Below are 26,298 nucleotides of genomic sequence, written 5' to 3'. Positions count from 1 at the left end.
GCTCGGTTATTACCGAAGACATCTGAATACTAACAACGCATCTGGCCCCCAACTGCTCCGAATCGACTCATCGATATCTTCAATTGCGTTTAGCCACCAAAAAGGATGGTGCGAAATGCGCGTGATCCACATTGCTCAGTCGATTGCGGGAGGCGTGGGCACCTATCTCGACGAGATTGCAGCTTGCCAGCTAAAATCGGAGGGCACAGACGACATCTTCTTCGTTGTGCCAGAAGGCAGTGCCGAGTATCTGCCATTTGTCAGCCCGAAGCAGACGATCACCTTTCCGAGCCGTGGACGCACACCTCTGGGTCTCCTGGTTTTCGGCGCAGTCGCGCTGAAGGCAATCAAAACCCTCGATCCGGCGATCGTGCATCTCCATTCCAGTTTCGCTGGAGCGGTGGTCAGACCGATGCTCGCGTTGCGGCCGGCCCGACCACGAATCGTTTATTGTCCCCACGGCTGGGCCTTCGGAATGGAGGTCAGCGCCGTCAAGAAGCAGTTCTATTGTCTGTGCGAACGAATTCTGGCTGCATTGACTGACGTCATCATCGTCAATTCCGACGCCGAGCATACGCTCGGCCAACGGTATCACATACCGGCATCCAAGATGCGAACGATAAAGAACGGAATTGCCGCGGGTTACGGGGCAAAGCCCAAGGTCTGGCCCCGGGATGAGAGCTGTCTCGACCTGGTCTTTATCGGCCGCCTCGACAGGCAGAAAGGACTGGATATCCTGCTCAGGGAAATCGCGCATGCGGGCTGCGAAAACATACGGTTGCACGTCGTGGGCAAACCGGTTCTCGGGGGTTCCCTGCCCGTCCCTCAAATACCGAAGAACGTCAAGTTCTATGGTTGGCTCTCCCGCGCCGACATTTTTGAGATGCTGCCGCGCATGGACGCGCTCGTGATGCCATCCCGCTGGGAGGCCTTCGGCCTTACAGCCATCGAAGCAATGCGCAGCGGCGTTCCTGTCATCGCCAGCAACCGCGGTGCATTGCCGGAAGTCGTGCGCCACGGGCTCGATGGCCTGATCGTCGATATCAACCGGCCAGGCGAGCTGGGTCGCGTCCTAGCCGGTCTAGACCGGGCCGAGTTGAAGAAGTTCGGCAAAGCTGCGCGAGCGCGATTCCGTGCCGAATTCACCTCCGATCGGATGAATCATCTTATCGAAACGCTGTATCGGTGGGTACTTGCCACTAGCCGCCAGCCCGTTGCGGCTGCGGCCATTCCCGCCCGACGGTTTGCCCTCCGTCGCCGGGGCACGTTTCCGAGGGAACGGGCGTAGGAAGCCGTCCATGCTTCCCAACTGTATCATTGTCGGCGCTCCAAAGGCGGGGACGAGTTCCCTGTTCCGCTGGCTGACTGATCACCCCGAGGTCGCGGGTTCGACGCAGAAGGAGACCTACTATTTCGTCGATCCGGGCACGCACATGTACCTCAAGCAGCGAAACTGGGCGGAAAGCGGTCTTGCTGGCTACGAAATGCTCTTCGAACATTGCAACCCATCCGCGCGCGTGATCGTCGAGTCCACACCCAGCTACATGTACTCGCAGACTGCCCTTCGCGAGCTGCCGCGCTTGCCCTCCCAGCCGCGATTCATCTTCATTCTGCGCGAGCCGGTGGCGCAACTGAAGTCGCTCTATGGATATTTCCGGGAGAACTGGGACTGGATTCCGGGTGCCATGTCATTCCGGGACTTCGTGGAAGCCGCTGATCTTGGTACATGCACTTTCAAGGGCAATGAGCTTGCAAGGCAGGCGCTAACGAACGCAAGTTATCTGGAGCATCTGCGACGTTGGCGCGCCGGCTGCGGTCGCGAGCGGATGCATGTCTACCTGTTTGAGAACATGGTTCGCGATAAGCGCGCATTCATGGAATCACTCGCGCAGGTGTTAGGCATATCGACGGAATTTTACCGAGAATACGGCTTTCCGACCGAAAACGGCTCCTACGTCGTAAGAAGCCGCTGGGTCCAGCAGGTCAATATCCGGGTGCGGTCGCTTATTCCGAAGGGCGCCGGCTACGAGACCCTGCGACGGTTCTATCGTACGATGAACACCAAGCCACAGCGAAATTCGCAGATGTGGGACTCCGAAACCGAGCGGATGCTGTCGCGGCGATACGTGGACATGATCCACGAACTCGAGCGCGAGTTCGGACTCAACGCGAGTGCATGGCGACATGCGATCGCGGCGAGATTGAATGTTAGCCACGACTTCACTGCCCGCGCTGTTTCCGCGACCCAGGCCGACCTAGGTACATTCCAATGACGGTCCTATCGGTGAGCCAACTCAGCAGACAAAGCATAGGACAGCTGGTCGTGGTATTGGCCCGCAGCGCAATTTCGCTTCTCAACCGGCACCTTCCGAAGCAAGCGAAGGCTGTCATTGCCGGGTTTCCCGACCTGGAAGACAGCACCATCGAGATTGCGCGTCAGCTCGTTCTCCGGCAGAGCGTCTCGGTGGTGGTCCTCGCCGAAGGCGAAGTGCCGCCATCAATCCGCAGGCAGGAGCCGAACATCGATTGGTGCAGCAGGAAGAGCGTGAGAGGCTTCTTCCACTATCTGACGGCTCGGTATATCTTCTTCACGCATGGCCTTTATCTGAGCCCAAAGCCCCCGCGCTCACAAATTTGCATCAACGTCTGGCACGGCATGCCGATCAAGCGCATCGGCTACCTCATTGGCAGAACGCCCCCGCCCTCGACCTTCGGGATCGCTACCTCTGACATGTTCAGGGGACTGGTCGCCAAGTGTTTCGGAGTGCCGGATGCCGAAATCCTGACGACTGGCATTCCCCGGAATGACGTAATGGTTAGAGCAGCACGCCGGGCGAATGCGATCAAGACACAGCTTGGAATCGGCGACAAGGACACCAAGCCCCGCCTGATCATGTGGCTTCCCACCTTCCGTCAAGCCGTCAGGGGGATCGTAAGGACTGATGGCGTGGCGCATTCGAGCATCTTCGGGATGAGCGACATGGACACCGCTGAATTCTGTGCCTTCCTAGAGGAGCAGAACTGCATCTGCATCCTCAAGGTGCACCCCATGGCACCCGACTTTCCGGACCAAATCCGATCGGATCGCCTAAGAATCTGGCGAGAGCCCGATTTGCGCGAGCGAGGCGTCAGTCTCTATGAGATGTTGGGGGCGGCAGATCTTCTGATCACGGATGCCTCGTCCGTCTATGTCGATTACCTCATTCTCGACAAGCCGGTGATCCTCGCCTTTCCCGATCTTGAAGAGTATCGGCGGTCGCGCGGCTTCGCCCTCGAACCGGTGGAGGATTTCTTCGCAGGACCTGTCGTGTCCGACTACCAGCAGCTGAAATCCGCCATCGCCGAGACTTTCGAAGCGGATCGCTACGCGTTGCCCCGGTCCTCGGTGGTGGCCTGCTTTCACAAGCACCGGGACGATCGGGCAACGACACGGCTTCTTGACGCCGTATTGCCGCAACAGCCGGCACATTACTGAAACACAGGTGTGGCGCATCCAACTGAACGGCGACCGCCAGGCTGCATGGAACGGCCCCGGTTGCAAAGAACGAGAATGGCAGGAGGGCGAAGTGAGAACCGTGTTCGTTTCGGGCGTGTTCGATCTGTTTCATCGTGGACATGTCGAACTGCTCAACCGGGCGGCGAAGTTCGGGGACCGGCTCGTAGTAGGCGTGAACAGCGACGAGATGGTCGAGAGGTACAAACGGCGGCCGGTGTTTGGTGAGGCGGACAGGCTGGCCATCGTCAGATCGATGCGCTGGGTGACGGATGCTGTCATCTATGGCGAGTTCGACCTGAAGCCGATGGTCGAAAGGTTCAGGCCATCGGTCATGGTCCACGGCGACGACTGGCCTCGGGAATCGTACCTCAATCAGATCAGGATGACGGAACAGGACCTGGAACTCTACGGCGTCGAGCTGGTCTTCGTGCCCTACTGGCGAGGCACAAGTACGACGTCCATCGTCGAGCAACTTAACGGTTCGCGTAGCGTCAACCGCGCGCTGCCTGAACTGCCGTTGAACGGTGCTTCTGCCGCGGACTTTGCCATCTGATCTAGCAAGCCACCCTGCCTCGCGGAGGAGTTCCAGCTTTGGTGGAAAACGTCATGCCACCGAAAAAAGCGGTCATACAGCTTGCCGGGGGACTGTCAGGAATCTTGTGCGTGAGGCCATGCGATGATTCTCCTTTCCATCATCATGGCCTCACGCACAAGATTCCTGACAGTCCCGCTTGCCGGTCCCGGAACCCAGTTCCTGCTAACCAGCGTCGCGTCGCTCCTTAATGAGAGAGACGGAAACAGCCTTCGGGCATCCACATGCATAAAGAAAAACATATCGCCATCGGCCGGAACAGGGACGAGCTGGGCCTTGCCTACAACCTGTCTTATTCGGTGGCAGGCCAGCTCTGGTATGTCCTGACGCAGATGTGCGTTCTTTCGGCCCTCGCCCGCTTCAAGGGACCGGAAGCGGTGGGTGAATTCGGGCTTGCCATGGCTATCACTACACCGGTGTTCATGCTGGCGAATATGGGCATCCGAACCGGCCAGGCAACCGATGTCCATGGCTTCTTTTCCTTTTCGGAATATGCTGGCCTAGTGCTACTCACCGCGGCCATCGCGGCATTGACATCGATCGGTATAGGATACGCACTTTCGGCATCTCATATTACCTTCCTGATTGTGCTGATCTTCTCGATCACCAAAGCATTCGAGGCCATAAGCAACCTTTCATACGGTGCGTTCCAGCAGGCCGGCCGAATGGACAAGGTCGCGCGTTCTCTCGCCATCCGGGGCCTGCTCACGGTCAGTGCTTTTGTCGCTCTGCTCTCGCTGGGTGTGGAGACCGGCGTGGCATTCCTTGCCCAGTTGACGGTATGGGCGGCGTTATCGTTGGCCTACGACTATCCTCGCGCATGCCGGATAGCCACCGGCCTGTGGTGCTGGCCCTCCTGGCAATGGGAGCGGCTACTCCGGCTCGCACGGGAAATTGGTCCGATCGGTGTTGGCCATTTCATGAACTCCCTGCTGGTCAGCATGCCACGGATGGCTGTGGAGCGGTGGCTTGGGCTGGAAGCCTTGGGCCTGCTCACTGTGGTGACGTACTTCCAGCAAGCCGGAACTCTCGTCGTCAACGCTGCCTCGCAGACGCTGGTGAACTACTTCGCCAGGCTCAAGCGGGACGGTGAAACCAAGGCGATCAGAACCACGTTGCTTGCCCTTTTCGGCGCGGCGGTCCTGGTATCGGCAGGCAGCATTGCCGTGACCTACTTCGCGGGCGAGCAGATCCTTGCGAACCTCTTCGGGGTGGAATTCACACGGGCAAACGATCTCCTGATGCTGATTGCCCTTGCGATCAGCGTGAAGGTCTTCGCGATGCTGCCGCAGAGCCTGATGCATTCGGACCGCCGGTTCAAGGCCTACTTCAGGTATCAGGCCGCCTCGCTTGCGCTATGCATTGTCCTGCTCGCGATCCTCGTTCCCCTTTGGGGATTGCTTGGAGCCGGCAGTGCAATACTGGCCACGGCTGTCTTCAGGATGTGCGTCCTGACCGTCGCCGTCGCGATTTGGCCACGGAACAGCACATCCAAGGTCGCCAGCCCCGCCGCGCCGAGAGCGGCTTGAGCGAAAGTCGACAGCCATGACACACTCGACTGTGAAAAGCGTGGTGATCGCAAACGACCACGCCTTTGTTAACGGCGGGCAGGCCAAGATCGCGCTGGAATCCGCGCTGAACCTCAAGCGCCAGGGGCTCGACGTATCCTTTGTCGCGGGCCAGGGTCCGGCCGACCCTCGGCTTGATGAAGCGGGTATCGAATGCACAATCACTGGCTCACACGATATTCTCTCAGATCCTGACCGTCTCCATGCCGCCACCTGCGGCCTGTGGAATCTTGCTGCGGCGCGCGCATTGGCAAGGGTGATAGATGCACGTGATCCCGTCACCACGATCGTCCACGTGCATGGTTGGTCAAAGGCCCTGTCGCCGAGCATCGGTCCGGTGGTGGTCAAATCCAAGACGCCGCACGTCTTCACGCTCCATGAATACTTCCTGGCTTGCCCTAACGGCGGCTTCTACAACTATCAAACCGGCACGATCTGCCAAAAACGGGCGCTCGGCGCCAAATGCCTGACGACGCAGTGCGATCCGCGCCACGCGGGCCATAAGGCCTGGCGCGTTGCGCGGCAAGCAGTATTGCGGACGCTGGGGCTCATGCCGAGAGGATTGAGGGACGTCATCTATCTCACCGCCAGGCAGCTTTCCCTGATGCGCCCATATTTCCCGGCTGAGGCACGATGGCACTATCTTCCCAACCCGGTCGAAATCCGGAGCGACGAGCGGGTGACTGCGGAAGATAATGAGACTTTCCTCTTCATTGGTCGTCTCTCGCCAGAAAAGGGCGCAGACATTGCCGCCGCCGCCGCACGCATCGCCGGCGTGAAGATTGCTTTCGCAGGCGACGGCGAAGCACGGGACACGGTTACGCGCGCCAATCCGGATGCGGTTATGTTGGGCTGGCTGAACTCAGACCAGTTGGTCTCGTGGATGCGCAAGGCACGCTGCGTTGTCTTTCCAAGCCGCTGGTACGAAACCTACGGGCTGGTCGTCGCCGAGGCGTTGCGGCTTGGTCTTCCCGTCCTTGTCTCGCGTAGCAGCGTCGCGGCGGAACTCGTACGCCACGGTGAGAGCGGATTTCATGTGGAGGCGGGCAATGTGGAGCAATGGGCCGCCTTCATGGGCCAGCTTCAGCATGACGCAACGGCGAGAATGCTCAGTCATGCCGCTTACGCGGCCGGAGCGAAAATACCCAGCTATAATGACTACACCGATGAGCTTTTGGCCATCTATGACCGCATAAGCGTCGACAGACGCTGGACGCACTAGAGTTTCAGGAGTTTCAGGTGAGCGCTCTGAAAGCCTTTCATCCGGCGGGGCTGCTGATCGCGCTGATGTCGGTTCAGTGGGCGCCAATAGCGAAAACCGCAGGATTTTCAGTCCAGGTTGCCTACCTCGGCATCATCTTACTGATCATGTTAACCTTGGCCAGTGCCGGAATGCGTCGTGGCTTCGTGGCGGTGCTGCGCAGGAATGCGTCTTGGCTGGTTCCCTATGCCGTTTATCTGCTCCTGCTGACGCTGGCGCTGTACGGCTCACCTGGCCAGAACATGGCTCCACGCCAAATCTTCTACCTAACGGGCGCTCTATGCCTGTCGGCATTTATCGTGCAGTCGCGTGATCCTGGCCGCACCCTTCGCACCGGCGCCGGTATCGGCATTTCTCTCTTCATTCTAGTGATCGAAGTCATCGCGAGGGATGTGGGCTTGAGCTGGTATGTCGCTTTGCAACATTTTCTCACGACGGGCGATTTCGATTTCATTGTCTATGGTTTCTTCCGCGCGGTCTTCAACGCATACAGCGACGGCGAAGACCTGGCTGTGGCGGCCGCCTTAAAGAACGGGGTGGCGGTGAGCATTTTCGTGATGAGCCTGATCTTTCGGATTGGCTATGGCCGGCGCGGCGCCGACTGGAGAGGAGTCGGCCTGACATTACTCGCCTTGTTCCTGATCCTCATGCTGAATACGCGATCGGTGCTCATCGTTGCTGGCGTGTCGATGCTGCTGGCGAGCCTGTTGCGAAGCGCCACTCGTCACGACGAGAGCACGGCTGCCCTCGTCATGAAGATGGCTCTTGCTATTATGCTTGTGCTTGGAACTGTGTTGATCTTCCTGACGGACAATCCGGTGGTCGGCATGATATCCGACCGGTTCGCATTCGAAGACGCATCAACGGAAAACCGCGTCGCCCAATACGGTTGGGCGCTTCAGATGATCGAACACAACCTGCTGCTGGGAAACGGTTACACCGAACATGACGGGCGTCTCATTCACAACCTGTTTCTCAGTGCCTGGGTGCAGGCTGGTTTAGTTGCTTTCTTCCTCGTGGCGAGCTTTTACCTGGCCGTGGCGGGTATCTGGATGGCTTTCGTCTTCAAGGTCACGAGCAACCCGCAGCGCTGGGTGCTCCCGATGCCCTTCGAATGGGTGGCCATGTTGCCCATCCTGCCCCTGTTCCGGGTTTGGCTCTCCGGTGATGCGGGACATCTGTTCCTTGGCGAGTGGGTAGCGCTGGCAACATTCTTCGGCTGCGTCCTGCGAAATGATCTGGCGATGCGTGAAATAGCGGGCATGCGCGGCCACGCCAATCGTGTACCCGTGTCGTTTCGGGCATCCCGAAGAGCTGGTCAGCTGATGCCGTCCACGCCCCCGGCAATCGGGCACTTGGAAACATGATGCGCACGGGTAGGACATCGCTTGCAAGCCGGCGTGCCTTCCTGGCTATGGCGAGCGCCGGGATCGGCGCGCTTTCGGCTGCTTCGCCCGCTGCATCCGGTGGCGCGGACCAGGAGATGTCCGTAACACCTGAGATGTTTGGAGCGCGCCCGGACAATCCATCGTTCGACAGCGCGGATGCAATCGCGGCAGCCTTCGCCTTAGGCAAAACCGTTCGCTTCGGCCAAGGCACCTATTATGTCGGACGGTCGGTTTCTCCAGGGCGGGAACATGCACGGGCTCATTTCGACGGCACGACTATTCGCGTTATCAAAGGCGCGGCATACGCGGCTTTCACGGAATGCCTGGGATGGGACGGCAAGCCGCTGCTCGGCCGCAATCGCCAGGGCAATCTTCCAGCGATTGGCACCGCTGTGCGCGTGCTGTTCGACCTGACCGGAACCCGCTATTCGCACTATAGTGGGCAACTCGAACTCAGGGGCGAGTCCTCCTTCGATGGACTTGCGCTGCTTGCGTCATCCAACCACCTGCTCATCTCAGGTGCAAAGGCAGGCGGCGGTGGATCGGTTTGGGACTGCAATCTGATCCTGTCGTTCGGCACCTATGGCATGTTCGGCACACCCCGCTTCGATGCCCCGACGAACGAATTTTATCCTGACCCGTTCACCGGCACCGCCTTCGCGAGAGTATGGATCCACAGCTGCCCCATCCCGCTGCTCGCAGGACAGAATACTTTCGACGACAGCTTCATCAACGTTCTCCAGCTTGCCCTGCTGGACGGCGCGCGGAGTTTCGTTAATGGTACTGCGGTCAATGCGGGTACCGTATTCATGCGCTGCAACGGGAGCGCCCAGACCGCTGTTGCCTTCGACGTCCAGGAGGCGACGCTTACCGCCAACACCTTGTATGCAGAGAATTCGCTGGATGTGCCCATCATCCTACGCGAAGGAGCCTGGATCGAGGGGGTGCTGCGTCATGGCGCCGGGTCCAAGAGCAATTTCGCCAGGCAGGCGATGGTCTTTACGGACGCGGCGACCGCCGGCGGAGTCGTCACGGCGCATGAGCGCTGCCAGGACAGCCCGCATATGCAAGCCTTGATAAAGCTTGGCGCCAGACGGGCCGAAGACGCCAGAACGTTTGTCGTCCATCAACCCTACCCTGAGCACCGGAAGGCGGCATTTGCATACGACGATCAATCGGCTGTCGTGGGGCAAACTCGCGACTCGCTGATATGCCACGCGCCAGGCGGGATTGTCCGCTACCGGCGCCATAAGGGCATGCTTCTGAAATACCAGCGTTGCGCTGGAGGCACCCCCTATCAGCAGTTGGTGGACGCGGACAGAAACCTTCCTCTTCCGAGCTTTGAAGCCTCTTACGGCACGATTGCGATTTCCACGACATCCTCCGACGCTCAGACACTGTTCGTTGATTGCGCGGATACCCGGGAGAATGGCTTCCCCGTAGTTTACACCGATTTCCGCATCGATGCTCGTGAGCCGCACCCGCTGATGCTTGCAGCACCCGCGCAATCGGATCTGGGGCGGCAGATAACCGTCTCCGCCCGAAACGCGGCGGTCACCCTCGTCCACGATGCCAACTGCCGCTTGCTCGGCAGAGCCGACCAGATTCTTACACGCGACGGCAACGAACGCGTTCTGCTGCAGTGCACCGAATATTGGACAGGTGCCGAACATCGGTCTGGTTGGGTCCAGATCGGCGCATAACCGAAATTCCAGAGGCAAAGCATGAAGCTGCTACGGTTCATCTCGAAGGAAATCATCAACTCGCTTGGCTACGAAGTGCGCCGCGTGCCTCGCGCGGCCGAGGTGTCTTCGACCGTGAGGTCCGGTATCGATCCGGTCACATTTCAATACATGCCCCGCATCAGAGGCTCGGCCGTAATCGAGATACGGCTGCAGGATACCAGGGGGCTGAACTGCCTGGGGCTACCATTCCATCCCGCATGCCACCCCTTTGTGCGTACCGCGCTGGCAGCGAAAACAGGCTTGGAAGCGACGTCCAAGATTCGCAGCATCCTGGAAGAGTTCTATGGATCCGTTCAGCCGGCCACCGCCCGCGAGGCGGTGGATGTCACTATGGGCGATGCACCTGGATTGCAAGGCGTTCCCGCCGCGGGATGGGTATATCCTTGGGCGGACAAGTCGGTCGAGGAAACGTTGCGCGGCAGACAAACCGCAATGGGGCTCGATGCTCTTCAATACGGCAAGATGTTATCTTTCTCCGAAGGGCTGACTGCGTTCGGCCCAGTAGGTGCGAAGAAGCTGAACCTCGAGGTGGAACGCATTCAGCGCTTAATAGCCTCGATTGCCACGAACGGCTTTGATCTGTTCAACAGAAGGAATCCCTTGAAGGTAATCGGACTGCGCAGGGGCGACAATTACAGGTGGATCGTCCTTGCGGGGCATCATCGGTTTGCAGCTTGTGCGGCTTTCTCCATCGCAGCCGTCCCGGCAATGGTTGTGGACATCGTGCGCTATGAGGATTGCAGTTACTGGCCTCAGGTTGTTTCCGGAATCTACACGGTTTCGGGTGCGCGCGCCGTTTTCGATCGGTTGTTCGAGGGCGTGCCGGCCCGCGTCTGCAACGGCTGGCTCCAAGGTAAAACGGCGCAGCACGTAAACGGGACCCTTTTCCCAACCGCCGCGCTTCACTGAACTCGGTCGTCTCGCATATCCTGAAGAGCGGCCGGCTGGGATGCCCGCGCGGCGCAGTCGTCAAACAAGAGGTCGAGGACCATGGATCTGCAGTTCGCTTGGCCCCAATCATACAGCGACGTGGCTCTGATCAGCCTGTCGTTGGCGCCGCCTCTTATCTTGGCCCGGCGCCAATCTTACGCCTTGTTCGGTCTCCTGGCGAACGGCGCCATCGCACTGCTATTCCTAAGTTCGGCACTGGAGCTCGTCACGACGGTTCTGTTCCTGTTGAGCGCCAACATGGTGTTGGGAACGTTCTGCTTGGCGGCGACGACGGATAAAGCTTCGCATTTGCAAAATGATCTCGCCTCGGCTGAATCCACTATTCAGGACTTGCATCTGGCCGAAGAACGCCGACGCGCGGCAAGCGCGAGAGTGGACATGATGGGCGCCCCTTCCTCGCTCCTCCCTCGACCTCAACCAGGAAGGCAGCGAGCGCTCAAACTGGCCGCCGCGGCCGGGAGAGAGTCAAGAGCTGGTAGTAGAGCTGGTTCGGCTCTCTAACTGCAGTCATCCGACTCTGCCGCGACCTAACCACAGACCGTGCGGTGGCGCAGGTATTCCGAAGAGCGATGCTGGTCGATCGCTCTGTTCGTCATCCTGGCCCGGACCGCCGTCGTGGTCCTGAAGTTCAGCGAGACCTGCTAGCTATAGATGCAGCAAGCCCCGGCAGGTGCAGCAAGTCCCGGCGGAAAATCATCCCTTGCCGATCGGCGATCTTGTTCCGCCAGAGAAGCGCCAGGGCCAAGCCGAGTAGATACAAGCACTGCAGAAGAACAGCAGCGTCCCAGCACGATGTTCTGGGCAGAAGCCGAGGACACTGCCCTCACCCCACGCTGGTAGCCACGACGACGAGCGTCACGACGATCAATGTCTGAACACGGAACTGGAAGCCTATTGCAATCCCAATGGCTCCAACCACTGCAAGGTTCCAGGCCAAATCCCGATCCTGCGCAAACGAAGCAAAACGGGGAGACGACGTCAAACAGAGCAGAGTTGGTTCCGGTTGAACACAAAAGAGTCGGTGGCCCGCCGCGAGCCGGCCGACTGGATCCGGGCGCCACGCGTATCGGATCGTTCTTCGACAGTCGAAAGGCATTCCAATGCATCTGACCATGTGGCACCCCAATGTGCATCACGCCGCTACCTTCCGTCGCGCAGGACTTGCGCGTTGGCGAACCTTGGGCCTCCTGTTCCTTGGCTTGCTGTTTGTTGGCACGGTTCATCCCGACGAGGCGGCCGCTGACGACTACCGCCTGGGTACCGGGGACGTGCTTCGCGTCTCCGTATATGGCGAACCGGTGTATCCGCTGCAGGTGACTGTGGACCCGGCCGGCATCATAACCTTGCCGCTATTGGGAGAAGTCAAGGCGCAAGGTCAGTCGGTTCGCAACCTCGTGAAAAGCATTGAGGCAGCATTCCGGGAACGCGAACTGCTCCTTGATCCGTTCGTTCAGGTAGACATTGCGGAATATCGGCCGTTCTTCATCAGCGGGGCGGTCGCCCAGCCCGGTGCCTACCCTTACAAACCGGGAATGTCGGTCCGACACGCGCTGGCGATTGCCGGCGGCTTCAAGGCAGTTCGGATCGGCGATAAGGCGCCCTCGCTTACAATCGCGGATATAAGAAGCGACCAGGTCGAGCGGATCATCGACATATTCAGGTACGAGGTCCAGTTGGAGCGCCTAAGAGCGGAGCTTCGGGATAGCAGTTCGTTTTCGCCACCGGCCAAAATCCCTGTCGAACTGGCGCCTGAAGTGGTGGCGGACATTATTTCCTCGGAGGAAGCGCAACTTCAGGTTCGCCGAGCCGATTTCGACCGGCAGGTCCGGGAATTGCAGGCGGTGATCGCCGAAGCAGCCCGCGAGGTGGAATCCATCTCGCGGGCTCGAAGCAACAAGGAAATGGTAACGGCCGACCAGCTCAAGGAAGTTGAGACCGCCAGGCAACTCAAATCCAAGGCGCTCATTAAGAACTCCGATTTGCTCGCGGCCGAGCGTGGTTACAACAACTACCTAGCCGAATTGGCCCAGCTCGAGGTCCAGGATAGCAAAAAGCAACAGGATCTCTTGGGACTGGAGAGCGAGGTAGAAAAGCTGACAGCTGCGCGGAAGGTCGCGATCATATCGCAAATCCAGGAAGCACAGATGGCCATGGCCAAGGCACAGAACAAGGCAAACTTCCTTGCCCAGCAGCTCACCTTTGTTTCCACCTATGGCGAACAAAACAGCCTTGATGACCTGCGCAACGTCGTGCGGATCACCATTCATCGTCCATCGGATAACAAAAGCATTCGCCTGATGGCGGACGAAGATTCACCGGTCGAAGCCGGCGATATCCTCGATGTGGCTATTCTGCTCAACAACAATTTCGACGCATCCGGCTCCTCTGCCGCTCTCACAACGCAATCGGCTGACTAGCCAGCCATATCTGAACCGAGACAATGAACCTCTTGAGCAAGGTGCGGAAACCAGTTGCCATCTGTCAGTTGGAAACACTCGCCGGATGTCTGGAGGGCACGAGTTCTTACCCAACTGATCTCGCCGGCATTACCGATCTCACGAACAGGCATCTGGTCACGCCGCAGCTCTTTGTTGCGATGGTCGGACATAGGCCGGATACGCAGCAGCAAATGGATTTCCTGAGCTATTGGCAGGAAATTCATCAATTAAATGAGGTTCGAAACAAGCGCCTGATGGAGCAGCTGGAAGACGTGCTCAAAACTCTGAACGCCGCCGGAATATCACCTATCCTTCTGACGGGTGCCTGCAGCTTGGTGAAGTCCGACGATGCGTTCTCGGCAGCTCGCATGATCGCCGATCTGGACATCCTGCTTTGCCCTCATGAATCCGGACGCGGTCTGCAAGCCCTCACGCAGGTGGGCTATCTTCGCTGCGAGGAGGGACCCAGCCGCCACACGATCGCAAAGCTCGTCAAGGACGGTTTCATCGCTATGGTGCATCTCCATGGCGCCGCGCCCGGGACATGGGAGGCGATGCCGGTAGAAGACATGTCGCGCGATGCGAAAGATGTCACGCTTGGATCCTTGCATGCAAGGATCCTTGCTCCGGCCGATCGGCTCTCCTTCCTGATCGGACACGACATGATTCAAGATCGGGGACTGTTGTTCGGAACGCTGCATCTAAGACATCTCCTCGACGCGCGCGAGATATGCCGCCGGGAACTGGTCGATTGGGAGCTGGTTCGCTACCGGTTCCAGTCCCGCGCCAGGAAGCTCGCCTTGGGCCTCTATCTGGAAAACTTGGCGCGGCTTTGTCGGTTCGACGACTATGCAGCTCCTCGTCGAGGCGCGTTCTACCACCTGCTCTACCACCGGCAGACTTTGCTTTTCGAGGAAAAGAAATACGCCGCGATTGACCGTGCAGTGCTGGTGCGGCCCGTTCGGGCAATGAGATACATCATGAGATTTAGCCGATTGGCAGGTGCTCCGCCCTATTGAGAAAGTCCCGCCGCAGTGGTCGCGATCGACCGTTCGCGGTCCATAGTAGCGGCGCCGGAAATACCGACGATATCGAACCCTGCATCGTGCAAGGACTTATTGGACCTCTGTGCTACGCCGTGAATCTCATAGCTCGGTCGACATTTTCATCTCAGAAAGCTCGGCTAACGGACACAACAGCCGCGGCCGCGCCGGGTCTGAGATATCGAGCTTATCCCAGGGAATGCGGTACAAGACGTCACGATGGCGGAGCCGAAAAAGATCAAGCAGCGCGACGCCAATGGTCGAAGAAAGACGCTCAAACGCAGCGTAGATACCGACGTGGAATTCGGGGATGACCAGCTCCTTGCCATGCCGTTTGGCGCACACCATGGCAGGCTCGATGTCGAAGCATTTGTGCCGACCGGGCAGGAAGCGGTCGGCCTGCGCATCCGCCGCCTCGTGGCAATCAAGATCAACCGCGTGCCGGTATGGCGCGAAGATCCGGCGTAGGACAAAGCAATGGCCAGAGGGAGGCTCGCCTCGAAGAACGGTTTGACCCCGGGACCTAGCCTGGGAGCTGATCGCGAAAGGCGGTGGCTTTAAAGCCGGATCGGTCCGCCTTTGGGCGGACATCGCCCAAAACTCACGTCACATTGACGTTGTCATCGGGCACGCTCAGCAGCTCGTGCGAACTGCGTCCCTTCAAGTGTTGCGCCGCGCGAGACACCGACAGGCTGGGTGGAATCGACACCAGCATGTGCACATGGTCGCGATTGATCGATCTGGCAGGCACAACCATCTCATGGGCCTGCGCCGTCTCGCGCAACGCTCCCGGCACCTGGTTTCCAACGTCGCCACCAAGCACTGGGTGACGGGTACTTCGTCACCCAAACCAGATGGTACTGGGTCCCAATCCGTGTGGCTTCCACGCTTATACGCTAAAGCCCTACGTCCTCAGAACGCTGTTTTCAGCGACCGTGATGATCAAGGAGCTTACACTTGGCCGGGAGGGCCAAGGTGAATATGGTTCTTGTCTCCCCAGCCGTTGCCCGGGCGTGATCCTCCCGATTTGGCGATCGCCTTTGAGCTCAAGCTTGTGCCGAGCAGAAGCGTTATGGCTGGCGGTGTCACCGCAGCAAAACGCCCCGCCTTCTTGAGAAAGTCCCGGCGCGCCTGAGACTCTGAAACCAGAGTTTCCTGCGTCAGTTGCGAGCGTTTTGTCTTTTCGGTTGGCATGTCAAACTCCCCACAAGTGTTCCAAGATTTCGCAGACTTACCCTATTCTTCCCGGTACGGGCGTACTAGTTCACCAAAAGGCTTAGACTTTCGTGCTGGGATTCGAGGGCGTGCGAGCGATGCGCCGCGCGAGATCGATCGAGCACGCGCGCCCGGCCCTCGGCCCGATTTGCCGGCCAGCCCGATGATCGGGGGGTCGCCGTGAACACGCGCCTCCACTGATGGAAACGGATCACATTTTGCCGAAGAAATGCTGCAGGGCGAGGAGCTGGGTATCGAGCGCATTGCGGGCGCCTTGATCTGCCATGGACGCCTGCAGCGCCGTCCAGTCCACATCCTCGCTTTCCGCCAATCGTGCCAGATCATGAAGGCGCCGCAGATCAATCCTTCCGCGCCAGTAATCCCCCTTCTTGAACAGGTCGTACACGATCCAGTGCAGAGCGCGGACTGGGCCGGCAATATTCACCCGCAGACCGTTTCGCTGGACGAGCCAGGGCGGTCAAGGCTCGCCCGATGCGGCCGGAGTTCCAGCATTCCGGCGTCCTGCTGACGAACCATGCCTCGGCCACTCGCCACCTCGACGTAACCAAGCTCTTCAAGACAGGCTTGGGCAGCCGCCTCTTCCCACGGCTAGATCGAGGTCACTCGTCATCCGGCTGGGAACTCGGCGGGCCGGCGAAAGAAAAAGGGGGGCCGCACCCTTGAGCCGGAGCGGGACGATGTCATGGCGATTAAGGGCTGCAACGGCTTCGAGCAGTTGGGCGCGCAAGCGCAGGTTCCGTTCCCGATTGCAGTCGTGAACGAACCGAAGATACTCGCCCATATCCTGCGGCAGTTGATGGATCTGGCCGCACGTTTGCAGCGTGCGATTGGCCGGGGCAATCACAGCATGCCAGTCGGTCCTGTCGGCTGGACTGCTGCGCAGCCCGGCGATCAGCGCCTCAAGCGCGTTGCCTCATCGCATGCTTTCGTGATCAGCTCTACCGCATCATCGAGCTTCGAATAGGTCAGGCAATAGGTGCCCGCCGATCCGATGACTTGGGTCAATATGTCGAAGGCGGTGCCATTCAGCTCTTGGCCGCGTGCAGACGCGCCGTTGAGCAGGACGCGCAATGCGCTGGCTGGCTCGATCGGCTCCAGGCAAGCCTTCGCGTCGCGGCTTCGACGGAGCTGGATCACGCAGCCGATTGGCACGGGCGAGCGCGGCACGAACTCCTTGGGCACGGCAAACCGAACACGCCGGCCGTCCGGCCGGCGACAGACCGGAATAGCATCGAGATCGGGGTAGTATTCGGCCAGAAGCGGCCATGCTCCCGCTTTGACAGCGGGGGCAAACGGCAAACCCACGCCGTGCTCCCGGGAGTCCAGCAGCGTGACATCGTCGGAAGCAAAACCGAATCCCGCATGCATCAACGCCACGGTCAGCGTTGTCTTGCCTGCGCCCGGGTTGCCGCAAAGAAGCACGATGCGTTCATTTCTGAGAAGCGCAGCCGCGTGCAGAGCAAGCTCGTAGGCGCCGCGATCGAGAACCTCGATCAACAATTGCCCTTTCAGCATGACAGGCAATTCGTCGGGCGAGCAGGAGAGAACCCAGTCGTCATCCCGGAACAAGTGGACCTGCCCTTCATGCTCGACCGGCTGGAGCAGAACGTCGGCGGTCTCGCTTCGGACCTCGAGATGCCGGAATGTGGCGATCGCGGGAAAAGCGCAGGCTGCGGGGTAGACGATGCGCATGTTAAGGCCCGCAATGGCGACCACCTGGCTCACAGTCTCTTGAGCTGACGCGGACAACGGCGCCTGGGGCCGTATCAGGCTCAGCCGTTGCCAATCCCTTAGCGCAGCCTCGACGTGCCTGTTTGCCTCGAGCCTATCAACGCCAGCGCGCGCCATCTCGCCCGAGATGGCGTCCAGCGGCATGCCTCCTTCCAGGGAGCGCCAGATCTCGGCAGCAGTATCGTTGACGGCGAAAATGGCCTGCCGAGATGGACTGAACAGAATATTTTGCCCTCTGACGCGTACCAGCCGCCCCTGGGTCACAAACGTCGCACGACTGTGAGCGGCGGGGCCGAGCGCCGTTCTTTTAACCCGCTCATGCTGATTCATCGGATAGCCCCCCTCCCGTCTGCCGAAACGCCATGACGGTCCAAGCTGTTGTTGCAAAGCAGGTGTGTTCAACGGGTGATGCGGCAATGCCCTCTCGGCAGGACTTTCATTTTGTCCAATCGCCCACAGGTGCGACTTCTCACAGCGCTTCGTCGGAGAAACCGGGCCACGTTCTGATGTGCCGCGACCCACTGGAGATGCGCCTTGTTCCAGTATTCGCGCGCGTCGGCCCCGTCAGGATCCTGAAACCGGACGGCGGCAGCGACAATGCGGACAGGATTGGCTCATCCGGTAGCCACGCGCACCCAACGCGGGATTAAAGGCGCGCTGCCGCACCGCGGGTGAATGTTCCGCGCCCCTATTTCATGCAGCGTAGGCTGCGCGGATAGACAAGGAAATGAGCGAAAAAGCGTCATTGGGAGAAGATGTCCTACGCCTTTTGTGCAAGCGGCGGCGGCGCGGCGACTCCTGCCGTCTGATCAGGAGCAGGTCAGGCAGTGCTGTCGGATTGGGCGTTGGTACGGATTCTGAGATGTGCGAGACTTGGGCGTGGCACTGAGTCTTCCACACCATAGGAGAACGCCGTGCTTTGGGGCCTAATCGCCGTCGGCGGGATCGGCATTTTGCTCGGATTTCGTGTTCGAGCACCGGCACTCATCGTCGCGACCGCGGTGATTGTCCTGGTCAGCGCCGTTGCTGGCGGCATCGGCAGCTTGCTTGACTGGGACCGTCTGCTTTCGATCCTGCTTTTCGTTGTCACGCTGCAGTGCGCCTACCTGCTCGGCGTCCTCCTTGGCGTCGTGTGGCGTCGCGGCCTCACCCATGAGCAATGACGGACCGCAGCTGCCGTGTTGTCGCCGGCGCCGGACGTGTTCGACGCAGTCATACCGCTAGGGTTCGCTGCCTTTCTCTCGCTAATGCATGTCGCCCAAAAGTGCGCAGCGGTTTTGGAGAACGACATACATCAAACAACGCCTGAATCCGTTTCGCTGCGACGCGCTTTAGTCAAGACGCATGATCGAATCTCATCACGGCGAAGACCGTCCGAATGAGAATGAGAACATCGGCCCATATGGACCAGTTCCGAACGTAGCGGCTGTCGATAGAGACACGGCTGGGATAATCTATTGCGTCTCTGCCCGTCACTTGCCACAGGCCGGTCAGCCCGGGCCGGGTTCGAAGGTAATCGATCGCACAGGCTCCGTAACGTTGCAGTTCCTCGGGGACGACCGGCCGAGGGCCGACGCAACTCATCTCGCCGCGCACCACGTTGATGAGTTGGGGCAGTTCATCAAGGCTCGACTTCCTGAGGATGTGCCCCAGGAATGTGATGCGCGGGTCCTTCTTGAATTTCCAATTCTGCTGCCACTCCTTGGCGGCTTCGGGATTGCTGGCGAGATAGTCTGCCAGAACCTGCTCGGAGTTCGCGACCATGGTCCTGAACTTGTAGCAGGCGAAGCGCTTGCCGTTGAACCCGACTCGGGTGTGGGAGAATATCGCCGGTCGGCCGTCGGTCACCAATATCAGGAGAGTAACCGCCAGCATGATCGGAGCAGCAAGGACAAGGGCGATCAATGCAACCGTCACGTCCATTATCCTCTTGGGCCGGCCTCCAAGCGGAGGGAGGTTTTGGCCGATCTGGATGCCGGGGCTGCGACGCTTTATGTCAAATGCGCTGATTGTCACCGGTTTCACCAAGAAACGTTGTTGGTGTTGCCGTCCAACTTCACAGCGACTTGGGACTCTTGGCAAGAGAAGCAAAGGAGGTAGCGTACCCGGTGCGCGTTACTCCTAAGCCTGATCCGCGCCTCATTGGCGTCGTGTCTTTAAGCCTTCTGATCAAACGGCGTATCACCTAACATCCGTTTGCTGCGGTAGCAGTTTGGGCGGGTTCGGCTGTATTGCCAAAGTCTGCATTGGCTCAGCCACCAAGAGATCGGAGTGCCAAGCAAATAGAGGCCGTCGCACTAAATGCGCGAGGGGCCGCAAGGCGTCCGTCAAAACAATGCAAGAAATGCACGTGCATCGCCCCGAGATAAGATCCCCCTGGGCGATCGGTTCGCTTAAAGGAGCTCGCAGGTTTATTTGACAGTGGAGCCCGCAACGTGGTGCCCAGCATGATGCCTTTACCACGTGATTTTGCCGCAGCGTCGTTTGCTCGTGATATCCTCGACATCGACCTTGCCGAAGTGCTTGCTATCGTGCGCAAGCAAATAGCCTTGCTTGATCTCGATCTTTCCGGCCTCACCGTGGTCGTTGGCGCCACGACAGGATACCAAGCGGTGACGGCCACAGCGGCGGCGCTTGCCAACGCCAGCCATGTCATTGCGCTCACCCGCATATCCTCCAGACATCCGAGCCTGGCGGCCATCGCGGATACGACGTTGGCATTTGCCAAACACGCTAAGGTCTCCGAACGCGTTGAAGTGACAAACCGCATCGGCAGCCGCAAATGGCAGGACGTCGACCTCGTCACGAACTGTCTCCAGGTCGGCCCAATTTCGAGATCGCTTATCGAACTCTTACCCTCGGATGCGGTTGTTTCGCTAATGGCTGAACCATGGGAGCTTCGGCCGGGCGTTGTAGACTTCGACGCCTGTGACGAGGCCGGCATCAAAGTTGCGGCTCCCAATCTCAGCCACCCAGCCATAAATCTGCTGCCGGAATTCGCGCGGTTATGCTGCATCTTGCTCGGCGATGCCGGTGTCGATCCACGTGCCGCCAGGCTCGCCATCGTCTGTGACACGCCCTGTGCGCCGTCCCTTGAGCAAACGCTGCGCGAGAGCGGGGCCACAGTAAGTGTCTTTTCGCACCCCATGCTCCTGACCGACGATGCATGGGATGTGATCGTGGTCGCGATGAGGCCGTCCGACAAGCCACCAATGGACATTAATCGCCTGGGCCGGATTGCCCGGAACTCTCGCCAAGCGCTGCTGGTGCAGTTCAGCGGCGGGATCGATCGCTCGGCCGCAAGCTATTTCGGCCTCAGGGTCTGGCCACAGAAGCGGCCCGCCCGTGGTCAGCTAGCCCTTCCACTTGACGTACTCGGATCGGCGCCAATCGTCCGTAGACTGACGGGAGGGCTGAAGGCCGCGGAAGCTGCATATCGTGGCGCAGAGCTTGGAGGGGACAGCGTTGGATTTCTCGTGACGGCAAGGTCGGCAACGGTTGGCTGGGGACGTGCCTGAACATACGCCAAGCGTGCCGGTCGCGAAAAGGCTCGGACGATACCATCGACCTTCGGAGCCTTGGATCAGAACGCCGAGCTGTGGTCGCGCCCTTAGCGTGCCCGGCAGTTATATTGCCAGAGCCGGCCAGGCAAAGATCGATTGCACAGCCTTCAAAGCATCATTTGTCTAAGTTTATACGCCACCTCGGTGCGGTTTGTAGCCTTGAGTTTTTTCATGATATTTCGGATGTGGACCTTGACAGTGCTCTCGCAGAGGCTGAGCTCGTAAGCAATTATCTTGTTCGCCTTGCCTGTCCTGAGCGCCTCCACAACCGCAGCCTCGCGAGAGGTGAACATGCCGGTGAGCGGATGGGGCCCGTTTGCGGTCGAGTGGATGATCTCTCGAAGAGCCAGCACGCAGCTGGCGGGGACAAAGATCCCTCCGGCACGAGCGAGACCAATAGCCTCGGCCGCGACCTTGACCTTCACGCTTGTAGGAATATAGCCTCGGGCGCCGCATTCGAGAGCCGCGAGAATCTCCCCCGGCTCGTCGGAATCCACCACGACGATGACGGGTACGGTGCCAAACTCGGAAATGAAGTGCGCAAGTTCCGCCCGAACACTCTCGTCTGTGACCTTTCTGGCACCAAGAATTACAAGGACCGCGGATGGCTCCGCTTCTCCGGCAATATGTTGGATTTCGTCAAGCGATCCTACCGCGCTAACGCGCAAGGTAGGATTGTGTTCGACAAGACCGCGCGCAAGGCATTCACGTTCAAGTGCTCGCTTGTCGACGATCATGACAAAGCCATCGCTTGGACGTCCTTCGCCGAGATCGGACCTGCCAAGACCATTCGCGTCCGGCAGATATCCATCGTGTACCGGTCTTGTTGCGTCATTCCAAAAATCGGAAATTTGGGGATGTCCCATCGTTTACTCACTCCTCTCCGTCGCTTCCTTTGGTTTGGCTCCCTCGCAAGTTTGTCAGAAGCGTGAACTTTAGCCGATGATTGGATTCAAGGAGTGGCATACGCCGCCCAACGCACGGACGTATGGCTTCCCCGCCCTATGGAGGTAACCCAACCTGGAAGGCATACTAACGATGCTGTGGAAAAGGCGCATTAATCCTGGTTAACAAATTGGTAATTATATTTTAGATAGCTAATATACCCGAAAGCATAACAACCTAAAATTGTAAAATGTCACGAAACAGCCATATGGCGAGCTTGAGATCGTCTCGGCCTGACCGCGGAAACCTGCGATTCGCAGGAATGGGTTGCGATTTTAGGACCGCACTGAACTCCGCTGCCGGTGCCACGCAGCTCGGCTCGTTCTGGTCCCGCTGCATGGTGCGGCCATGTGTTGGTGCATTCGGACGGCGGAATTGGACGAAAAAAACGGGTCGTCCGCCAAGTTTACAAGGCACGCCAAACACTTGCCTAGCTAAGGCAACAGCCGGTCGTCTTCTGCTTCCGCCTCGGTGAGGTTCAGATGGAAGGTGCAACGCAGTCCGGCTTTCTCGAAATTCAGGACAACGCCGCCAGCGGACTCGTGGGCAAAAACCCGTTTCAGCAACTGTGTGCCAAATCCCTTGTCCACAACCCGGGCGACTGGGGGACCTCCTTCCTCACGCCATTCAAGCTCAAGATGGCGAACGCCGTCGCCGACAACCTTCCAGGCAATTGAAACCGTCCCGGTTGAATTCGACAGCGCCCCGTACTTTATGGCGTTGGTGGCAAGCTCATGAAGCGCCAGCGCGAACGAAAGGGTCATGTTTGGCGGAAGCCAGACGGCCTCCCCGCAAATCTGGAAGCGGTCTAACGCTGCATGCGGCTTAATCGAGTTCGTGATCAGATCACCAAGATCGGCGCCGCTCCAATTTTCGCGTGTAAGAATGTCATGAGCCTTTGCCAGCGAGACGAGTCTACTTGACAGGTTCAGTCCGGCCTCGGCGAGGTCGGTGGCGTTGCGAATCGTCTGATTGGCGATTGATTGGACAACAGCCATTGTGTTCTTCACGCGGTGGTTGAGTTCGTTGACCAGCAACTGGCGTTGCTCTTCGCCGCGCTTGCGTTCGGAAATGTCCAAACTGATCTGCACGGCGCCTATGATAGAACCGTCCGGATCGCGGATGGGACGTGCGCTGGAGAGCAAATGGCGTTGCATGCCCGATGGAAGCGTATAGGCGAATTCCTGATTGTCGATCGTCTCGCCCCGCATCGCCCTGCTCAAGGGACGGTCTTCACGCGCAACCGTATGGCCGTCCTTGACTGCGACGGTATCAATGACGCGGTCGGGCGTGCCGAAGGACTTGCGAGTGTCGGTCGGCAGCCCCATCAGCTCTGCTGCAAAGCGGTTGCGAATAACCTGGCGAGCCTGAGGGTCGTAGGTGAACCAAACAGCTGCTGGTACCGTCTCCAAAACAGTCTCCAGCTCGCGCGTTCGCTCCGCGATCGCTCGCTCCGCATCGACCATCGCCTTTGCAATCGTGGCGAATTCGGCAACTGATGTGGACATCGGTTCGACCTCACGGCCATGGCCAAGCGCCTCGGCGCGGCCAGCCAGATCGATGGTGGCTTCGGTCAATCGTTTTCCAACGACGTAGGCGAGAGCGAGAGATAACAGCAGCGCTGCAAGGCCTATTCCACAAATCGCCGCGAGCGAGCGCCAAAGCGGCGCCTGCACTTCCGCAAGCGGCACATTGGCCGCATAAAACCAACCGGAGTAGGTTGACCGATAATAACCCGCCAGCAGCGTCGTTCCCTCGAAATCACGAGATTTGAAGCTGCCGGTCAGGCCGACGATTTTGTCGACATATTCGGCCAGTCCTGGCTTGCCAGTCATCTTCTCGTGCTGCGTGGACCGTGCAATATAATTGCCGCCGCGATCGCCGATGCCGACCGTCCAGCCTGCCGGCACGGCAGGTAGCATGACATCGCGAATGCGCGCAGTCGGGACCGAGATCGAAAGAAGCCACTCTTCATTCTTGGGTCCGAGCACTCGCCTTGTAACAGCAACGCGATAGCCGCCCGACTGATGGCCCACAACGACATTGCTGACCAAGACACCAGTGAACTTCAGCTTTTCACTGTCTTCAGCCGTTGTCGGTTCGACGAGTGGCGAATTTCCACCTTGCGCGATGTCGGTGGTCGCCAGCTGATTGTGATCGGCATCGTTCAAAGCGATCACCTGATCCATGCCTTGCACAAGGCGAACAGCCTCATCGCGAAACGATTTCAGATCGCCGTTGGCGAGAGTGGCCGATTTGGAGAGACCGTCAAGAATCGTCTGCAGGTTAATCAGTTCTGCCTCGACCACCAGCGAGACGTGTCGTGCCGTCTGCAGGGCATCCTGTTCGAAGCGAGCTTGCTGTTGCAGTGCATACTGGACGAGCAAGTATGCCGCGAACAGCCAGACCGGCAGAACCGCCGCGGCGATAAGACCAAGCAGATGAGCTCGAGCCGATCGACGAAGCACGCCGGTGTCCTCTTTTTGAATCCGCTGGAGCATAGTGGCAAGCCGCGAAACGACAAGCGTTAGCTATGACGACCCGAAGGCGGTCGGCGCCAGGGTCTAATTCCGATGCAGCGATGTGCCAAATCAGCAAAACGTCCAGAAGGAGTACAAAAAACCGTATGGCATTCTAGCGCCGTGAAATGCGGGAAACGCGAAGCCTATTCCTACGCTGTCGCAGCCGCTCCTCCTACTCCCACTCTGTTTTAATCAGCACCGGTGCGGCTTCGCGCATATGGTCACGACGGCGGTCGTCACCGGTTGTCCCCCGATTGTTGCACTCGTACTTCTTTCGTATGCTTTGCGCCTAATTCAGCATGAGCGCATATAATCCCCAGCCCCGGCGCCGTTTCTCACAAACTGCCCGTCGGTTAGGCCCGGTGTCCTAGCCTCATCCCAACAAGGGGTGCCGGGCCGCTCGACTCAAACCCGTTCGTTCAAAGGCCCGCCGCCCCATTTGCGAGGCGACGGGCCCTCGCCCCAGCCCACACGTATCCACGCAATTGCGGTGCCAAGCGTATTGACCCGCAACGGGTCACATTGGGCCCAGCGGGAGATGGGCAATTGGTAGCTGGCTGCCATCGTGGCCCGACACCTGCCGTGACCTCGCCACGCCGAAGTACGCGACGGTGCTGATGACGATTTTGTCCTCGATCATCGTAGCCCTGTTGCAGCTTCAGGCGAACCTGACCCATTGATTGGACCATTTCATGGACGCGCGCCCATGCGGTATAATGGTCCAGCAGTCTTCTTGCCTGATCCGCGGAAGCGCAGATCGTGAGAAGGCAGCGGCGAGGACGAAATCGCCCGCCGTCATGCGCTGGTCGGTCACGCTCTACAGCCGGACGAACTCGTCGAGCTGCAGGCGTATTCGCTGGCCTTCCGCGAAGGCTAGGGCGAGCGATTCCAGGTCGAATGATCGGGTTAGTCCCTGATCTTCCTCGGCCACACGGACGAACCATTCGCCACAGGCTTCGATCACTTCGATGCAAGGATGACCCTTGCCGTTGGGTATCTCGCTATCCACCATTGCCTCTCACGCCGAGGACAAATATCGCCAGCAGCACGACGAAAAGCACGGTGGCGATCACGACACCCCACATGAGGACCCTTCTGGTGCCGCGCCGTTCATCATCGCGAGATAAATTCTCCGCCATTGCAAGAATCCCTATCCTGAAGTTCGATTACTGGAAACGTGGGATGTCGAGGCCGGTTCCCACAAGCCATCAGGTTCCCCGCGGGAGAGCGGCGTACACGCGGTCTAGAGCGCCTTGCCTGCGCGTGTCATGGCGCGCGCAATGGCTTTTTCGGTCTGGCAAAGACAAACGGTGCACGCTTCACGCATGCGTCAAACTCGCAGACGTGTTTTTTTCGATCCGCCTGACGCATGATGACGATGGTCTACGGCGGCGGGGTCGATCCGCCGAGCCTGAAATTCGATTGCAGCAACTGCAAGCCTCAGGTCAAGATCACTCTTTTGGAGGTTCATCCAGAGCATCTGCCGAAACGGCTGATGATCCACAAGCCCATGAAGATCGACGGCAAAATCTGCTTGCATACCGAGCGCTTCCGCGGATGAAAACTCTCGCTGATACGGTGGCCGCGCGCGAAACCATCAAACGTCAATTGCGCGCACCCGGTGTGTTTCAAGTCGACCAAGCTCGACCTCCAGGCGCTGATCGATCGGCTCGGCCCGGATCATGGTTCCATGCATTGGGATCTCGTCGGCTGTTCGGCTGCTCAGATTGTAACGTTGCAGGCCGCGACCGTCGGCCGGTGTTCTTCACGTGCATTCCTGACTACGAAGGCCAGCAGCGGGAGAGTAACAGGGATTGGA

26 protein-coding genes and 1 pseudogene are annotated in these 26,298 nt (G+C 59.1%); 18 read left to right on the top strand and 9 right to left on the bottom strand.

The genetic code is table 11. The features are described 5' to 3' along the window. Positions 1-115 precede the first annotated feature (115 nt). The 13 genes from NKG99_RS30720 to NKG99_RS30660 all read left to right on the top strand — a co-directional run bounded on the left by NKG99_RS30720 (position 116) and on the right by NKG99_RS30660 (position 14,950). Positions 116-1,288 (top strand): glycosyltransferase, encoded by a 1,173-nt coding sequence (locus tag NKG99_RS30720; RefSeq protein WP_352872963.1) that lies wholly within the window; start codon positions 116-118, stop codon positions 1,286-1,288. A 10-nt stretch (positions 1,289-1,298) separates the two neighbouring features. Next, positions 1,299-2,273, top strand: a complete 975-nt coding sequence (locus NKG99_RS30715) for a sulfotransferase family protein (RefSeq protein ID WP_352872962.1) — start codon at positions 1,299-1,301, stop codon at positions 2,271-2,273. 50 nt (positions 2,274-2,323) lie between these two features. Continuing rightward, a complete protein-coding gene (locus tag NKG99_RS30710; protein ID WP_352872960.1) occupies positions 2,324-3,475 on the top strand; it encodes a CDP-glycerol glycerophosphotransferase family protein in 1,152 nt (383 codons plus the stop codon). Beyond that, positions 3,438-4,049, top strand: coding sequence for an FAD synthase family protein (locus tag NKG99_RS30705; RefSeq protein WP_352872958.1), 612 nt, complete (start codon positions 3,438-3,440; stop codon positions 4,047-4,049). The genes NKG99_RS30710 and NKG99_RS30705 overlap by 38 nt, the downstream gene beginning before the upstream one ends. 263 nt (positions 4,050-4,312) lie before the next feature. Continuing rightward, a complete protein-coding gene (locus NKG99_RS30700) occupies positions 4,313-5,617 on the top strand; it encodes a lipopolysaccharide biosynthesis protein (RefSeq protein WP_352872956.1) in 1,305 nt (434 codons plus the stop codon). A gap of 16 nt (positions 5,618-5,633) precedes the next feature. Next, positions 5,634-6,878 (top strand): glycosyltransferase, encoded by a 1,245-nt coding sequence (locus tag NKG99_RS30695; RefSeq protein WP_352872954.1) that lies wholly within the window; start codon positions 5,634-5,636, stop codon positions 6,876-6,878. Between the two features lie 17 nt (positions 6,879-6,895). Next, positions 6,896-8,284, top strand: a complete 1,389-nt coding sequence (locus NKG99_RS30690; RefSeq protein WP_352872952.1) for an O-antigen ligase family protein — start codon at positions 6,896-6,898, stop codon at positions 8,282-8,284. A 116-nt stretch (positions 8,285-8,400) separates the two neighbouring features. Next, positions 8,401-10,008: a hypothetical protein gene (locus tag NKG99_RS30685; protein WP_352872950.1), complete on the top strand. Its 1,608-nt coding sequence runs from the start codon at positions 8,401-8,403 to the stop codon at positions 10,006-10,008. 21 nt (positions 10,009-10,029) lie between these two features. Continuing rightward, positions 10,030-10,959 (top strand): ParB N-terminal domain-containing protein, encoded by a 930-nt coding sequence (locus tag NKG99_RS30680; protein ID WP_352872948.1) that lies wholly within the window; start codon positions 10,030-10,032, stop codon positions 10,957-10,959. An 81-nt stretch (positions 10,960-11,040) separates the two neighbouring features. Further along, the gene (locus tag NKG99_RS30675; RefSeq protein WP_352872946.1) at positions 11,041-11,502 is read left to right on the top strand and encodes a hypothetical protein; all 462 of its coding nucleotides are present in this window, start codon (positions 11,041-11,043) and stop codon (positions 11,500-11,502) included. Positions 11,503-12,101: 599 nt separating this feature from the next. Further along, positions 12,102-13,418, top strand: a complete 1,317-nt coding sequence (locus NKG99_RS30670) for a polysaccharide biosynthesis/export family protein (RefSeq protein WP_352872944.1) — start codon at positions 12,102-12,104, stop codon at positions 13,416-13,418. A gap of 23 nt (positions 13,419-13,441) precedes the next feature. Continuing rightward, positions 13,442-14,458 carry a nucleotidyltransferase family protein gene (locus NKG99_RS30665; protein ID WP_352872942.1) on the top strand — a complete coding sequence of 339 codons (1,017 nt, stop codon included), beginning with the start codon at positions 13,442-13,444 and terminating at the stop codon, positions 14,456-14,458. 243 nt (positions 14,459-14,701) lie between these two features. Continuing rightward, the gene (locus NKG99_RS30660; protein WP_352872940.1) at positions 14,702-14,950 is read left to right on the top strand and encodes a hypothetical protein; all 249 of its coding nucleotides are present in this window, start codon (positions 14,702-14,704) and stop codon (positions 14,948-14,950) included. Between the two features lie 163 nt (positions 14,951-15,113). On the opposite strand, the pseudogene tnpA reads toward NKG99_RS30660, so the two are convergent. The 4 genes and pseudogenes from tnpA to NKG99_RS30640 all read right to left on the bottom strand — a co-directional run. Further along, a pseudogene (gene tnpA, locus NKG99_RS36050) lies at positions 15,114-15,379 on the bottom strand (IS200/IS605 family transposase); the annotation flags it as partial. Between the two features lie 54 nt (positions 15,380-15,433). After that, positions 15,434-15,676 (bottom strand): hypothetical protein, encoded by a 243-nt coding sequence (locus NKG99_RS30650; RefSeq protein ID WP_352872981.1) that lies wholly within the window; start codon positions 15,674-15,676, stop codon positions 15,434-15,436. Between the two features lie 232 nt (positions 15,677-15,908). Then, positions 15,909-16,103 (bottom strand): hypothetical protein, encoded by a 195-nt coding sequence (locus NKG99_RS30645; protein ID WP_352872936.1) that lies wholly within the window; start codon positions 16,101-16,103, stop codon positions 15,909-15,911. A 168-nt stretch (positions 16,104-16,271) separates the two neighbouring features. Continuing rightward, entirely contained in the window at positions 16,272-16,520 is a 249-nt protein-coding gene (locus NKG99_RS30640; RefSeq protein ID WP_352872977.1) for a nucleotidyltransferase family protein, read from the bottom strand. On the opposite strand from NKG99_RS30640, the gene NKG99_RS30635 reads away from it, so the two are divergent. Beyond that, positions 16,401-16,682, top strand: coding sequence for a hypothetical protein (locus NKG99_RS30635; protein WP_352872979.1), 282 nt, complete (start codon positions 16,401-16,403; stop codon positions 16,680-16,682). The genes NKG99_RS30640 and NKG99_RS30635 overlap by 120 nt on opposite strands. On the opposite strand, the gene NKG99_RS30630 is transcribed toward NKG99_RS30635, so the two are convergent. Further along, entirely contained in the window at positions 16,610-17,779 is a 1,170-nt protein-coding gene (locus tag NKG99_RS30630) for a PqqD family peptide modification chaperone (RefSeq protein ID WP_352872934.1), read from the bottom strand. The genes NKG99_RS30635 and NKG99_RS30630 overlap by 73 nt on opposite strands. A 584-nt stretch (positions 17,780-18,363) precedes the next feature. Here NKG99_RS30630 and NKG99_RS30625 point away from each other — a divergent pair. Continuing rightward, the gene (locus NKG99_RS30625; RefSeq protein ID WP_352872933.1) at positions 18,364-18,612 is read left to right on the top strand and encodes a hypothetical protein; all 249 of its coding nucleotides are present in this window, start codon (positions 18,364-18,366) and stop codon (positions 18,610-18,612) included. A gap of 172 nt (positions 18,613-18,784) precedes the next feature. On the opposite strand, the gene NKG99_RS30620 is transcribed toward NKG99_RS30625, so the two are convergent. Next, positions 18,785-19,372, bottom strand: coding sequence for a sugar transferase (locus NKG99_RS30620; RefSeq protein ID WP_352872931.1), 588 nt, complete (start codon positions 19,370-19,372; stop codon positions 18,785-18,787). A 524-nt stretch (positions 19,373-19,896) separates the two neighbouring features. Here NKG99_RS30620 and NKG99_RS30615 point away from each other — a divergent pair. Continuing rightward, on the top strand, positions 19,897-20,967 hold the full coding sequence (locus NKG99_RS30615) for a hypothetical protein (RefSeq protein WP_352872929.1): 1,071 nt from the start codon (positions 19,897-19,899) through the stop codon (positions 20,965-20,967). Positions 20,968-21,119: 152 nt separating this feature from the next. Here NKG99_RS30615 and NKG99_RS30610 read toward each other — a convergent pair whose 3' ends face one another. The 3 genes from NKG99_RS30610 to NKG99_RS30600 form a co-directional block, all read right to left on the bottom strand. Beyond that, positions 21,120-21,878: a LuxR C-terminal-related transcriptional regulator gene (locus tag NKG99_RS30610; RefSeq protein ID WP_352872928.1), complete on the bottom strand. Its 759-nt coding sequence runs from the start codon at positions 21,876-21,878 to the stop codon at positions 21,120-21,122. 513 nt (positions 21,879-22,391) lie between these two features. Next, entirely contained in the window at positions 22,392-24,458 is a 2,067-nt protein-coding gene (locus tag NKG99_RS30605; protein ID WP_352872926.1) for a sensor histidine kinase, read from the bottom strand. Positions 24,459-25,296: 838 nt separating this feature from the next. After that, on the bottom strand, positions 25,297-25,491 hold the full coding sequence (locus NKG99_RS30600; RefSeq protein WP_352872924.1) for a hypothetical protein: 195 nt from the start codon (positions 25,489-25,491) through the stop codon (positions 25,297-25,299). Positions 25,492-25,848: 357 nt separating this feature from the next. Here NKG99_RS30600 and NKG99_RS30595 point away from each other — a divergent pair, with 357 nt between their 5' ends. After that, positions 25,849-26,040 carry a hypothetical protein gene (locus tag NKG99_RS30595; RefSeq protein WP_352872923.1) on the top strand — a complete coding sequence of 64 codons (192 nt, stop codon included), beginning with the start codon at positions 25,849-25,851 and terminating at the stop codon, positions 26,038-26,040. Then, on the top strand, positions 26,037-26,298 hold a 262-nt coding region (locus NKG99_RS30590; RefSeq protein ID WP_352872922.1), incomplete at its 3' end, for a hypothetical protein. The genes NKG99_RS30595 and NKG99_RS30590, both read left to right, overlap by 4 nt.

This window comes from Mesorhizobium sp. M1409 (genome assembly GCF_040317535.1).
Classification (GTDB): domain Bacteria; phylum Pseudomonadota; class Alphaproteobacteria; order Rhizobiales; family Rhizobiaceae; genus Mesorhizobium.
This window is presented reverse-complemented; position numbering and strand designations above follow the sequence as displayed.

What these genes read in the sequence shown, in the direction of transcription:
- NKG99_RS30720 (WP_352872963.1), top strand. Translation starts at nt 116, where the DNA reads ATGCGCGTGATCCACATTGCTCAGTCGATTGCGGGAGGCGTGGGCACC.
- NKG99_RS30715 (WP_352872962.1), top strand. Translation starts at nt 1,299, where the DNA reads ATGCTTCCCAACTGTATCATTGTCGGCGCTCCAAAGGCGGGGACGAGT.
- NKG99_RS30700 (WP_352872956.1), top strand. Translation starts at nt 4,313, where the DNA reads ATGCATAAAGAAAAACATATCGCCATCGGCCGGAACAGGGACGAGCTG.
- NKG99_RS30695 (WP_352872954.1), top strand. Translation starts at nt 5,634, where the DNA reads ATGACACACTCGACTGTGAAAAGCGTGGTGATCGCAAACGACCACGCC.
- NKG99_RS30685 (WP_352872950.1), top strand. Translation starts at nt 8,401, where the DNA reads ATGTCCGTAACACCTGAGATGTTTGGAGCGCGCCCGGACAATCCATCG.
- NKG99_RS30680 (WP_352872948.1), top strand. Translation starts at nt 10,030, where the DNA reads ATGAAGCTGCTACGGTTCATCTCGAAGGAAATCATCAACTCGCTTGGC.
- NKG99_RS30675 (WP_352872946.1), top strand. Translation starts at nt 11,041, where the DNA reads ATGGATCTGCAGTTCGCTTGGCCCCAATCATACAGCGACGTGGCTCTG.
- NKG99_RS30670 (WP_352872944.1), top strand. Translation starts at nt 12,102, where the DNA reads ATGCATCTGACCATGTGGCACCCCAATGTGCATCACGCCGCTACCTTC.
- NKG99_RS30665 (WP_352872942.1), top strand. Translation starts at nt 13,442, where the DNA reads ATGAACCTCTTGAGCAAGGTGCGGAAACCAGTTGCCATCTGTCAGTTG.
- NKG99_RS30660 (WP_352872940.1), top strand. Translation starts at nt 14,702, where the DNA reads ATGGCGGAGCCGAAAAAGATCAAGCAGCGCGACGCCAATGGTCGAAGA.
- NKG99_RS30650 (WP_352872981.1), bottom strand. Translation starts at nt 15,676, where the DNA reads ATGCCAACCGAAAAGACAAAACGCTCGCAACTGACGCAGGAAACTCTG.
- NKG99_RS30635 (WP_352872979.1), top strand. Translation starts at nt 16,401, where the DNA reads ATGGCGATTAAGGGCTGCAACGGCTTCGAGCAGTTGGGCGCGCAAGCG.
- NKG99_RS30630 (WP_352872934.1), bottom strand. Translation starts at nt 17,779, where the DNA reads ATGAATCAGCATGAGCGGGTTAAAAGAACGGCGCTCGGCCCCGCCGCT.
- NKG99_RS30620 (WP_352872931.1), bottom strand. Translation starts at nt 19,372, where the DNA reads ATGGACGTGACGGTTGCATTGATCGCCCTTGTCCTTGCTGCTCCGATC.
- NKG99_RS30615 (WP_352872929.1), top strand. Translation starts at nt 19,897, where the DNA reads ATGATGCCTTTACCACGTGATTTTGCCGCAGCGTCGTTTGCTCGTGAT.
- NKG99_RS30610 (WP_352872928.1), bottom strand. Translation starts at nt 21,878, where the DNA reads ATGGGACATCCCCAAATTTCCGATTTTTGGAATGACGCAACAAGACCG.
- NKG99_RS30605 (WP_352872926.1), bottom strand. Translation starts at nt 24,458, where the DNA reads ATGCTCCAGCGGATTCAAAAAGAGGACACCGGCGTGCTTCGTCGATCG.
- NKG99_RS30600 (WP_352872924.1), bottom strand. Translation starts at nt 25,491, where the DNA reads ATGGTGGATAGCGAGATACCCAACGGCAAGGGTCATCCTTGCATCGAA.
- NKG99_RS30595 (WP_352872923.1), top strand. Translation starts at nt 25,849, where the DNA reads ATGATGACGATGGTCTACGGCGGCGGGGTCGATCCGCCGAGCCTGAAA.